Here is an 11,788-nt window from a genome sequence, read left to right as displayed (position 1 = left end):
TGCTGGCCATGAACGTTATCAACTCATAGCTATGGTTAAATTTTTCCTTTTACGCACTGAATTGTCCAAATTTTTGTCGTCAAAGCGGATACCACAATCCTATATGTGTGGTTCATTCATTTCTTGCATGTGATAATGCAAGCTCTATCAACTTAATTTCGGTTTACTTTTAATTTTTTAATTCATGTCAAAAAAAATCATATGGACCATATGGTTATGGCCATTATTATGTCTTTATGCTCACGCGCAAACCACGGCCCTTCGTGGAGCTGTGGTAGCTGCTAGTACAGGGGAAGGCTTGCCTGGAGTAAGTGTTCAGGTTATTGGTAGCAATACAGCAGCACAAACAGATGCTGCCGGGAAATTCAGTTTAAATGTGCCATCCGGCAGCCAGCTTCGTTTTAGTTATATTGGTTATACGGAGCAGGTTATTGTGTTGCAAAGTAATCAGTCATACTTAGAAGTAAGGCTTGACGAACAGGAAAATGCACTCGATGAAGTGGTCGTTACCGCACTGAACATTTCGAAAGAGAAAAAATCGTTGGGCTATTCCATCCAGGAGGTGAAAGGAACAGATCTGTCGGAAGCAAAGGAAAGCAATCTGGTCAATTCATTGGCAGGCAAGGTGGCCGGGGTGCAGGTTACGAATAGCCAAGGGAATATGGGGTCTTCCCGTATTATCATCCGAGGGGAAACTTCCATTGCCGGTAATAATCAGCCCCTGTTTGTTATTGATGGCACGCCAGTGGATAACTCGCAATTGGGCACGAGCGGAAATCGGGACTATGCAAATGCCATTTCTGACATAAATAGCGAAGATATTGAATCGATGAGCGTATTGAAAGGACCCAATGCGGCAGCACTTTATGGTTCGAGAGCTGCCGCTGGCGTTATTTTGATTACAACCAAATCTGGTTCAAAAAGAAAGGGACTTGGTATAAGTATCAATTCGAATAATACTTTTGAACGTGTTGCGGTATTGCCCGATTATCAAAATGTTTTTGGACAGGGGGCTGATGGGAAATTCAGCTACGTAGATGGTAAAGGTGGTGGTATAAACGATGGGGTAGACGAAAGTTGGGGCCCAAAAATGGACGGCAGGTTGATACCGCAGTTTTATTCCAATGGCGAAGCTGTACCTTTCTTACCGCATCCGGACAATGTACGGAGCTTCTTTGGAACTGGTAGAACCTTGAACAATGGTATTGCCATTACAGATGCTACCGATAAAATAGATTACCGCTTTTCCTATAATAACAGTAACCAAACCGGGATTGTACCAAACTCGTCAATCGAAAAGAATAATTTTAACCTGAATACTTCCTATAAGATTACACCTGATCTTACTCTTACTGCAAATGCTAATTATGTACGCACCAATTCGGGTAACCTGCCAGGCGTAGGGGGATTTCGTTCTAATGGCTATATGCTACAGTTTACGTGGTTCGGGAGGCAGGTGGATGTCAATCGACTAAAGAATTATCGCGATGCAGATGGTAACCTAGTCAATTGGAATAATAGCTATTACAGCAATCCATATTTCATTGCAGAAGAAAATATTGTACAGCAGCAAAGAGATCGCATTTTCGGAAATGTAGGGTTAAACTATAAGATCAATGATTTCTTGACGGCAAATTTCCGCTCGGGGAATGATTATTATACCGATAGGCGTAAAATACGGATCGCCTATGGCACGAATGGCACACCTTTCGGCTCTTATGAAGAGGATGCTTATACCGTCAATGAGAACAATACAGAATTTACCTTAAACTATAATCAACCGCTTTCTGCAGATTTTAGGCTGGACATTTTGGCGGGTGGTAATATCCGGAGCCAGTCGCGGCAACGCAATGATCAGAAGGCTCCGCGTTTAGCAGTACCTGATGTTTATACTTTGGCAAATTCACGGGATGCCCTGGTTTCGCTGGGAGAATACAGCTCTCTGAAAACATATAGTCTTTTCTCGTCTGCACAGATCGGTTTTAAGAACTATGCGTTTTTGAACCTGACCGCACGTAACGATTGGTCGTCTACTCTGCCTGTGGATAATCTTTCTTATTTCTATCCTTCAGTAAATGCCAGTATTGTATTGTCGGAAGCCTTTGCGCTGCAAAGTGATGTGCTCTCCTATTGGAAATTGCGTGGTGGCTGGTCGAAGGTAGGGAAAGATACTGACCCTTATAACTTAATTGATTCTTATATTTTCAGTGCTCCATATTCAGATAGCCCACAGTTAACAGTAAATGATATCAAGAAAAATCCAGACTTGAAACCGGAAACCACCACTTCCGCAGAAATAGGTACCGAATTAGCTTTGTTTGATAATCGGTTACGCCTGGACGTCAGCATATATGATATCAATAGTATTAATCAAATTCTTAGTGTCGACGTCAGTCCTTCTACAGGTTATAAGAAGCAGCTGGTAAATGCCGGGAAAATCAATAATAAAGGAATCGAAGTACAATTGGGTTTGACACCTTTAAGAAAAAATGATTTTCAGTGGGACGTGAATGTGAATTTTTCTAGCAATAAGAGTCGAGTAGTAGAGCTCGATGAAGCAGGAGATCTACAAAGTTACACCATCGGATCAAGCGGTTCTGCACAAGTATTGGCAAGCGTTGGACAACCTTATGGTATGCTTTATGGTACGGCTTTTCTTCGGGATGGGGATGGAAGAATTGTGGTAGATGCCAATGGAATTCCAACAACAGACCCTGTTAATCATTATTTCGGCAAGTTTACACCGGATTGGCTTGGCGGAATAACCAACTCTTTCCGCTACAAAGACTTTGATTTAAGCTTCTTGATCGATATTAAACATGGCGGTAAAATCTATTCGGGCACTAATGCAACAGGTACCGGTACCGGAGTATTGGCGTCTACACTTCCTGGAAGGGATGCTGAACATGGGGGACTGAGCTATACGGTTGGTGATGTGACCTATGATGATGGAATTATCGTGGATGGTGTAAATGCCGATGGCAGCGAGAACGCTAAAATTGTCTCTGCCCAGCAATACTACAAGGCCCGTTACCGCACGAATGAACCTAACGTTTTTGATGCATCTTATGTAAAACTAAGAGAAGTGAAACTTGGATATCACCTACCGAACCGCTGGATCTCAAAAATAGGACTGCAGAGCGCCTCTTTTGCTCTGGTGGCAAGGAATCTATGGATTATACATAAAAATGCACCTAATATTGATCCGGAGACGGCTTTCAATACGGGGAATGCACAGGGACTGGAAAGCCTGCAGCTGCCTACTACACGAAGCATCGGCTTTAATTTGAATGTTAAATTTTAATGGAAATGAAAGAGAAAATAACATATAGCATTTTTATCCTTTTTCTAATTGGACTATTGTCCAGCTGTAAGGATGATCTCGCCGAGATTAATAAGAACCCGAATGAGGCGGAAACACCCCAGCCAGCCTACTTACTCACGAGTACGATTAAGACTACGGCCGACAGCTATTGGGGAGTGAGTAATAATTTAGCTTCCAGTTTATTGTTTGTTCAGCATTGGGCCAGAATTCAATATACGGATCCTGATCGGTATATCTTTACCAATAATGATTTTACCGACGGCTGGTCCACCTGGTATTCAAAAAGCATTAGCCAATTAAAGATTATTCAGTCGCTCGCCGAAAATTCGGGAAATGACAATTATAAAGGGGTAGCCTTGGTACTTCAATCTTGGATCTTTTCACTCCTTACAGATGCTTATGGTGAAATTCCATATACGCAGGCGGGAAATATAGATGAATTTCTGACACCAGCTTATGATACACAGGAAACAGTTTATAAAGGTTTGTTGAATGACCTCAAAATGGCTCAAGGTTTATTGAATACAGACAGTGAAGGTATTGCAGGCGATATCCTTTATGGGGGCGACATCACATCATGGAAGCATTTTGCCAACGCGCTACGCTTGCGTTTTGCTTTGCGTATCGCTGATCGTCTGCCAGACCTGGCCAAGAGCACCTTAGCAGAAATTACGACTGAAGGAGCTGGTTACATTACATCAAATGCAGAAAATGCGCGTTTAATCTATGAAGACGCGCCTTATAGAAATCCTGTGAGTTCCTCTTTTGAAGCTCGAGAAGATTACCGGGTCAGCAAAACCATCATTGACAAATTACGAGCCCTGAACGATCCGCGTTTAGCTGTTTATGCCGATACTACGCAAACTGCCACACCAGAGCAATACATAGGTGTGCCAAATGGTTTAACTTCCAGTGACGCCAGTAATTTAGGTTTCGCCCGAACTTCCCGCCCCGGAACCTATTTTAGAGATCCACATGCGCCTGCCGTAATTTTAAGTTATGCTGAGGTGCTTTTCGGACTATCTGAAGCAGTTAGTCGGGGATTTATAACGGGAGATGCTACAGACTTCTACCAGCAGGCTATTCGTGCTTCACTGGCACAGTATAATATCAGTAATGAATTGATTGTTTCTTACCTTCAGCAAGAAGAGGTACAATTTGATCCGCAACAATATAAAAAATCGATAGGTGAACAAAAATGGATAGCGCTCTACGGTCAGGGACTAGAAGCCTTTGCCGAATGGCGTAGGCTGGATTATCCGCAACTCACCCCAGCTGTTGCCGGTGTTTTGGGAGGAAAAATACCACTCCGTTTTTTATATCCAGGCACAGAACAGTCACTGAATGGAAAAAGTTATGGAGAAGCAATTGCCCGGCAGGGAAGTAATACATTGCTCACGAAGCTTTGGTTTGACGTGGAATAGCTTGCAAGGAACATATCCGTTATTTTAGCGGATATGTTCTAATCTGACTCATGTGCATAGTTTTGTCCGCAGTATTGGTACACTTGATGCCTCTCGTTCTTTTACTTTTTAAAGGTTGAACGGTAACCTAGAAATATGGCAGCGTCGTACATTTAGAATCTTCGCCTTCGAGAAAAGGTCAATGGAGAAAAAGGAGGGGGACTTTTAAAATTATATTTGTAAATTTCGTCTACTATTTTTGCAGTTCCTCTACTAAATTTGCGCTCACTCCTATAAGCCCTTTATTTGCAATATAGAACTTATGGTCAGTACAAATACAAAGAATGGATTAGTAGCAAAGCGCCCGTGGATCTATCTTGCTTACTGGGTGCTTGTTACCCTTATTTTTCTTTACGACCGTACCTATCTAATTGAAAAAGCGGGTTTGCCGAATTTTTTTGTCTGTTCAGCGGTTAGGGTCACGTTATTAATAGTTCTTGCATGGCTTAATATCCATTGGTTGATACCGCATTATCTTTTGCAAAGAAAGTATGGTAGCTATTTCGGGCTCGTGTTCCTGCTGATTATTGGTTATTTGTTGATACAAAGCCTTTATGACCACTACCTATTTGGATATGTATTGGGACCAAATCGGAATGTCCATCTTTCTACCTCACTTATCTATAATTTTACCCATACTTCACTTTATTTATTATTAATTGTTGCACTGAAATTCAGTATAGACTGGTACGAGCAGAAAAAAATATTGCAGGAAGCACAGGTGGGAAAGCTGCAAGCGGAAGTTAATTACCTCCGGTCGCAAGTAAATCCACATTTTTTATTCAACGCGCTGAACAACCTATATGCGTTGACATTAAAAAAGGCTGATAATGCTCCCGATGTTGTATTAAAACTCTCTGAGCTGATGGAATATATGTTATATGAAAGTGATGAGGCCTATGTGCCGCTGGAGAGGGAGATTAAATATTTAAGTAACTATTTAGCATTAGAGAAGATAAGGCAAGGAAATCAGGCAGATATATGTCTAACAGTTACGGGTGATACAGGTAATTGCCGGATACCACCATTTTTATTACTCCCACTGATAGAAAACGCTTTTAAACATGGGGTTAGCCAGATAGCCCATCATGCATACCTGCATATCAATATTTGCATAGATCAGGCACTTGAAATAAATATCAAAAACAATAAGCGCAATTCTTACCAAACTGAGCAAAATGGTGGTATCGGACTTTTTAATCTAAAGAAAAGATTGGAACTGTTGTATCCCGGGAAGTATGTGCTTGAGATTCATAATCAACCTACAGAATATAAAGTTCTGCTAAAAATAGATCTCCTATGAACTGCGCTATTGTTGACGACGAACCGCTTGCGAGAGATATATTGGCGGGTTATATGAAGTCCTTAGGATATATTAACCTCGTAGGTAGTTTTAATAATGCCTTTGATGCACAAGAATTTTTAAAAAATAATACGATTGATGCCCTGTTTCTGGATGTTGAAATGCCAGAAATGAGCGGGATTGACTTATTAAGATCATTGCCGTATCCTCCAATCACAGTATTTACTACGGCTTTCCGCAACTATGCATTTGAAGGATTTGAATTGGGAGTGATTGATTTTTTATTGAAACCGATATCCTTTTCGCGTTTCAATGTATCGCTCGATAAAATCAAAGATTTTCTCTCATTAAAAGCGGACAATGCCGATTTTGAAATTGATAAAGATGAACCAGCATTTATTTTTGTTAAAAGCGGTGTACAGAGAATAAAACTTTTTTTTGCAGACGTAACCCATATACAAGGATTGAAGGACTATGCCATTGTTCATGCTACAACGCGTAAAATCGTCATAAAAGGTTCTGTTAAATCCATGCAACAACTTTTTCCTGATGCTCAGTTTATCCGTGTTCATAAATCTTTTATTGTTGCAAAGGAGAAGATTAGGCGGATTGAGAAAAACCGTATCATTATTGGTGATCACCAAATTCCAATCGGCAGAAATTATAAAGAGGAATTTGAACGGAAAATTTCTGGTGAATAACCCAATCTTCCAGAGTGCAGGTTTTTTCAAATCTTCTTTTTAACGATAATACCCCTTGTGATATATAAAGAATTGGTTGTTAGTCTATTATTTTGGTTGCTGGTCTACTATTTTTCTGCCTTATTCCCTTTTCCCTTATTATTGCTGTCAGATTTTATGAATTATTTTTTCACTTAAAAATTCATCTTATGCTACACACAACATTCAAACAGGCGTTTATAAAGATATTTACGCTTGTTACATTATGTTTCATTACATTTAGTTTCACCACAAAGCGAGGGTTAGACAGTTATGAGATATATCTTAACGACAAGCTTATATTAAAGCAGTCGGTAAACCAGCCGTTGAGTTTAAGAAAATTACAACTGGGTAAGGCAAATGATAGCGATCAGTTACGCATCAACTACCAGCATTGCGAAGGCAACGGTGTTGGTACGGGTAGAAGTATTGTTATAAAAGATAAAAAAGGAAACACGTTGAAAAAATGGGCCTTTGCCAATGCCACCGGTTCCAATACTGCTATGGTAATACCAGTAAAGGAGCTATTACAGGTAGAAAGGAATAATGCAAATCAGGATCTCAGTATCTACTACACAGCACAGGAACTCCCTAAAGGTGAAATGCTGGCTGCATTGCATTAGTAAATGAAGTTTACAGACAACCTACCTTTTAGGTAAAGAAGCTCTTGCGAATGTGAGAGCTTCTTTATTTATAGTTTGAAGGTAGAAAGAATGATTTGTTGCCCTCTAATTAAAGACTGATCAGCATCCAACGATTTGGCAATATTAATGCCTAGCACTTCGCAAGCCAAGGTATATAAAGAAGTGTGTGATGACCCGCCTAATAGATAAACCGGTGTTTGTGTTTTTAATTCTTTTAACTCTGCGCCAATTAATAGTCCACTCAGGTAGTAGAAATTCTGCTGTTTAGACATATTGAGAAGTACCTGATTTGTCCGAACCATAAAACTGGTATGTAGTAAGTTTGTTGTTTGACTAACCTTTATGGCTTTTATAAAGATTTTCCGATTTTCAGGATCGTTGAAATCTCCGCCATCTACTATCGATCCAGACAATATACTTTTTGTGGAAAGTAAATCAAAGAACTCACCGGTCATGAACGTTTTAAAGTCGGTAACCCGACGATTCTTTATGACGATATGTTTTGGGTGTGTACCGGGAAGAATCAACAACTGTTCCTCTTCACCTCTTGGCAAGAATGGTGCACAACCCACTATTTTTGTTTCTTCACCCCGGATGATATCATTTTCAGTCCTTACCCCCGAAATAATAATAAGAGGGTTAGCGTTTTCCTCATGATTTGAAAAGTTTACTTCCAGATCTGAACCATCTATAGTAAAGGGAAGTTCTTTATAAGGTAATTCTACAAGCCCGATAGAAGAAGAGGCCATGCCAGAAAGTATTATGGGAATCTCTGTGAGAGAAATATCGAGCTTTTGACCCAATAATTTCAGTTGATCTTTTATGATAGCGGTGTAAAATAACGTGCGATCAGCAGGGTTTTCACTTTGCTGCCAAGATTTGAAGGTCTCAAAAATACCTTGATCATTTTTTATTTCAGCCATTATTTTCAGGTCTTTAGCCCGAATTAGACGTAATCTAAATGAACTTGTTCCCCAGTCGCAGCTTAAAAATTTATCCATCAGATTTTATCAATTTTAACACATTGATCATTTTACTTTTATACGTTCAACATTGCCGACCAAGAAAAGGTAAGAACAAGCACCTAGAAGTCCTAAGATGGCGATAAAAATCAAGGCAGGAGCGAAGCTGCCCCCACTGGCCAGCAATCCAATAACGATGGGTACAACGATCCCGGAGGATTGGCCAATGAAATTAAAAACTCCTCCGGTAACATCGATAAGGTGTTTTGGTGCCAGGGTAGATACAAAGATCCAGGTGATTGATGCAAAGCCTACCCCAAAGAAAGATAGAGACATAAAAAAAATGACCCATCCCGGTGTATCAACATAATTTGCGCCTAAGATAAATACAGAAACTAAAAGCCCGATGATAATGGGGCGTTTTCGCGCTTTAGCTGCAGAAACACCTTTTTTAATCAGATAATCTGAAAGAAAACCGGACGACAAGACCCCTATAAAAGCCGCAAGATAAGGTATCGAAGCCCAATAGCCTGATTGAATAAAATCCAACCCACGGTAGTCGACCAGATATTTAGGGAACCAGGTAAGAAAAAACCATAGCGTGGAATTCACAGCAAACTGGCCGATGTAAATTCCCCACAGCTTTCTATGCGATAATACTTCTTTCAGGTCAGACCACTTAAAGCTTTTCTTAGATTCTTTACCCTCTTCCGACGTTACGTCTAATAGTCCACCTCCACTTTCTATATGCTTAAGTTCCCCCTCATTTACTTTTGGATGTTTTAAGGGATCCCGGTAGAAGATATACCAAATAAGGCCCCAAATGATGCCTATTAATCCGGTTACCACAAATAAACCTTTCCATCCTACGTAAAATTGAATTTTGGATAGTACTGGCATTAAAAAGGCAAGCCCTAAAAACTGTCCGGAAGTGTAAACGGCTATTGCCGATGCTCTTTCCTGCGCTGGAAACCAGTTGCTCACCACCCGGTTATTAATAGGGAAAGCGGGTGCTTCAAAGGCTCCGGTGGCCATACGTAATCCAAATAAGGTTACAAATCCTCTGGCAAAGCCCTGTACAATTGTGGCAAGCGACCAAGTGATAAGGCTCGCTGCATATAATATGCGAGGGTTAAAGCGCTTAACCAGTATTCCACCGGGAATTTGAAATAGGAGATAGGTCCAGCTAAAGGCAGAAAAAATTAAGCCCATCTGCACAGATGAAAATTTAAATTCTTTACCAATGTCGGAAGCCGCTACTGCTAGATTACTACGGTCCATATAATTGATAACGACGTTTATAAAGATTAAGAAGAGAACCCGATGTCGGATTTTTGTTGGCTTTAGGGATGGATTCGCTTTATTCATCATTTATATTTTACCATTCGGCTATACTTCCGTCTGTATGTCTCCAAACTGGGTTTCTCCAATTATGTCCAATTGCAGCCATTTTCCTAACATGATCTTCGTTAATTTCAATGCCTAGTCCGGGTTTATCAGGGATATTCACATAACCTTTTTCGTATTCAAAGACCGTTTTGTCTGTCAGGTAATCTAATAAATCACTTCCCTCATTGTAGTGTATGCCTAAACTTTGCTCTTGTATGAAGGCATTGTGGCATGTGGCATCTACTTGTAGGCAGGCAGCAAGGGATATAGGGCCAAGCGGACAGTGAGGGGCGGCGGCAACATCAAAGGCTTCGGCCATTGAGATTATTTTTTTGCATTCGGTAATACCACCCGCATGCGATACATCGGGTTGAATAATGTCAACGTAACCCTCTTTCAAAAGGGTTTTGAACTGCCATCTCGAAAACATCCTTTCGCCGGTTGCTATTGGAATAGAAACATGATTAGCGATCTCCCTTAGATCTTCATTGTTTTCAGGGAGCACAGGTTCTTCAATAAACATGGGTCGGTATTGCTCTAGTTCTTTAGCCAAAATTTTTGCCATGGGTTTATGTACGCGGCCATGAAAATCTATTCCTATTCCAACGTCTGGACCAACAGCTTCCCTTACGGCAGCAATGCGCGCAATGGCTTCATCTATCTTATTATAGCTATCGACATATTGCAACTCTTCGGTAGCGTTCATTTTTACTGCCAGAAATCCCTGTTCAATCATTTTTCGAGCAGCTACACCTACTTCAGCAGGGCGGTCGCCACCAATCCAGGAATAAACTTTCATATTATCTCGCGCCTTCCCACCTAATAACTGATGAATGGGAGCGTTATAAAACTTACCTTTTATGTCCCATAGGGCTTGATCGATCCCTGCTATTGCACTCATTAAGATAGGGCCACCACGATAGAATCCTGCCCGATAGAGCACATTCCAATGGTCTTCAATATTCATCGGATCTTTACCGATTAGATATTCCATCATTTCATCTACCGCAGCTTTTACAGTAGCGGCTTTTCCTTCAATAACGGGTTCTCCCCAGCCAACAATCCCTTCGTCTGTCTCTACTTTTAAAAACAACCATCGCGGCGGTACCTGAAATAGTTCGTAGCTTATAATTTTCATCCGTATATAATTATTGATATATTGTTTATTTATAGCGGTATCAATGAGATCGCTTCGCTAAGTTTGATTTTTTAAGGTGATGAAGCTATCATGATTTATTCATTTCACTGTGTGATTGGCAAATCATGATGGTTTCATTTCTTTAGTTTATTCGTTTTATGTTGTTTAGCCTTTTTAATGCGACCATAACCCATTAGCTGGTAGATTAGTTCGACGGCTTTATAGGTTAATGGCGTGCACAAATTTTTGAGCGGTATCTCTGAGCTTTGAAAGGTATTGTGCGGTTATTTCCTGTTTGGTATCTACGAGGGAACTTCCAATACCAAACCCAATGGCTCCAGCTCTTTTATAGTCTCGTACATTATCTAGCGTAATGCCGCCGGTTGGCAGCAAAGGAATTTGCGGTAAGGGACCCGCAATATCTTTTAAATAGCTTGGAGAGGTTGCCGGAAAAACTTTGATGATATCAGCTCCTGCCTTATGGGCTTTATAAATCTCAGTTGCGGTATAGGCTCCTGGTATACTCACTATACCAAGACTTTTTGTCGCGTTAATAACTTCTTCATCCAATATCGGAGAAAGGATAAATCTGGCGCCTGCTCGAACGGCATCCCGGGCCATATTGGCATCCAATACAGTTCCGGCTCCGATAACCATTTTATCTCCCAGCTTATCGGCCACCTGCTCTATTACGACCAGTGGTTCGGCTGAGTTCATGGTGATTTCCAATAGGCGTATACCTCCCTCATACAATGCTTCTACGATATGTATAACATCGGTTGGATTGGCACCCCTAATAATGGCAATTATTTTGTTTTCTACTATTTGAGCTAATACAGGCATGG

At 40.7% G+C, this 11,788-nt stretch carries 9 protein-coding genes; 5 read left to right on the top strand and 4 right to left on the bottom strand.

Translation table 11 applies throughout. From position 1 onward, the window contains the following. The first annotated feature begins 184 nt into the window (after positions 1 to 184). The 5 genes from BMY50_RS10360 (at position 185) to BMY50_RS10340 (ending at position 7,433) form a co-directional block, all read left to right on the top strand. Complete coding sequence (locus tag BMY50_RS10360) at positions 185 to 3,304, top strand: SusC/RagA family TonB-linked outer membrane protein (protein ID WP_093323215.1); 3,120 nt, start codon at positions 185 to 187, stop codon at positions 3,302 to 3,304. A gap of 5 nt (positions 3,305 to 3,309) precedes the next feature. Beyond that, entirely contained in the window at positions 3,310 to 4,749 is a 1,440-nt protein-coding gene (locus tag BMY50_RS10355; protein ID WP_093323810.1) for a SusD/RagB family nutrient-binding outer membrane lipoprotein, read from the top strand. 301 nt (positions 4,750 to 5,050) lie between these two features. Then, a complete protein-coding gene (locus tag BMY50_RS10350; RefSeq protein ID WP_093323212.1) occupies positions 5,051 to 6,091 on the top strand; it encodes a sensor histidine kinase in 1,041 nt (346 codons plus the stop codon). Then, positions 6,088 to 6,792 carry a LytR/AlgR family response regulator transcription factor gene (locus tag BMY50_RS10345; protein WP_093323210.1) on the top strand — a complete coding sequence of 235 codons (705 nt, stop codon included), beginning with the start codon at positions 6,088 to 6,090 and terminating at the stop codon, positions 6,790 to 6,792. Before BMY50_RS10350 ends, BMY50_RS10345 begins: the two co-directional genes overlap by 4 nt. A gap of 188 nt (positions 6,793 to 6,980) precedes the next feature. Further along, positions 6,981 to 7,433 (top strand): hypothetical protein, encoded by a 453-nt coding sequence (locus BMY50_RS10340; protein ID WP_093323207.1) that lies wholly within the window; start codon positions 6,981 to 6,983, stop codon positions 7,431 to 7,433. Positions 7,434 to 7,501: 68 nt separating this feature from the next. Here BMY50_RS10340 and BMY50_RS10335 read toward each other — a convergent pair whose 3' ends face one another. The 4 genes from BMY50_RS10335 to BMY50_RS10320 all read right to left on the bottom strand — a co-directional run bounded on the left by BMY50_RS10335 (position 7,502) and on the right by BMY50_RS10320 (position 11,786). After that, positions 7,502 to 8,455, bottom strand: a complete 954-nt coding sequence (locus BMY50_RS10335) for a 2-dehydro-3-deoxygalactonokinase (protein ID WP_093323204.1) — start codon at positions 8,453 to 8,455, stop codon at positions 7,502 to 7,504. Positions 8,456 to 8,482: 27 nt separating this feature from the next. After that, entirely contained in the window at positions 8,483 to 9,787 is a 1,305-nt protein-coding gene (locus BMY50_RS10330; RefSeq protein WP_238383717.1) for an MFS transporter, read from the bottom strand. A gap of 7 nt (positions 9,788 to 9,794) precedes the next feature. Continuing rightward, entirely contained in the window at positions 9,795 to 10,943 is a 1,149-nt protein-coding gene (dgoD, locus tag BMY50_RS10325; protein ID WP_093323199.1) for a galactonate dehydratase, read from the bottom strand. A 219-nt stretch (positions 10,944 to 11,162) separates the two neighbouring features. Continuing rightward, positions 11,163 to 11,786 (bottom strand): bifunctional 4-hydroxy-2-oxoglutarate aldolase/2-dehydro-3-deoxy-phosphogluconate aldolase, encoded by a 624-nt coding sequence (locus BMY50_RS10320; protein WP_093323196.1) that lies wholly within the window; start codon positions 11,784 to 11,786, stop codon positions 11,163 to 11,165. Positions 11,787 to 11,788: the final 2 nt, after the last annotated feature.

This window comes from Olivibacter domesticus (assembly GCF_900109575.1).
GTDB lineage: Bacteria > Bacteroidota > Bacteroidia > Sphingobacteriales > Sphingobacteriaceae > Olivibacter > Olivibacter domesticus.
This window is presented reverse-complemented; position numbering and strand designations above follow the sequence as displayed.

What these genes read in the sequence shown, in the direction of transcription:
- BMY50_RS10355 (WP_093323810.1), top strand. Translation starts at nt 3,310, where the DNA reads ATGAAAGAGAAAATAACATATAGCATTTTTATCCTTTTTCTAATTGGA.
- BMY50_RS10330 (WP_238383717.1), bottom strand. Translation starts at nt 9,787, where the DNA reads ATGATGAATAAAGCGAATCCATCCCTAAAGCCAACAAAAATCCGACAT.
- BMY50_RS10350 (WP_093323212.1), top strand. Translation starts at nt 5,051, where the DNA reads ATGGTCAGTACAAATACAAAGAATGGATTAGTAGCAAAGCGCCCGTGG.
- BMY50_RS10320 (WP_093323196.1), bottom strand. Translation starts at nt 11,786, where the DNA reads ATGCCTGTATTAGCTCAAATAGTAGAAAACAAAATAATTGCCATTATT.
- BMY50_RS10340 (WP_093323207.1), top strand. Translation starts at nt 6,981, where the DNA reads ATGCTACACACAACATTCAAACAGGCGTTTATAAAGATATTTACGCTT.
- BMY50_RS10345 (WP_093323210.1), top strand. Translation starts at nt 6,088, where the DNA reads ATGAACTGCGCTATTGTTGACGACGAACCGCTTGCGAGAGATATATTG.
- BMY50_RS10360 (WP_093323215.1), top strand. Translation starts at nt 185, where the DNA reads ATGTCAAAAAAAATCATATGGACCATATGGTTATGGCCATTATTATGT.
- BMY50_RS10335 (WP_093323204.1), bottom strand. Translation starts at nt 8,455, where the DNA reads ATGGATAAATTTTTAAGCTGCGACTGGGGAACAAGTTCATTTAGATTA.
- dgoD (WP_093323199.1), bottom strand. Translation starts at nt 10,943, where the DNA reads ATGAAAATTATAAGCTACGAACTATTTCAGGTACCGCCGCGATGGTTG.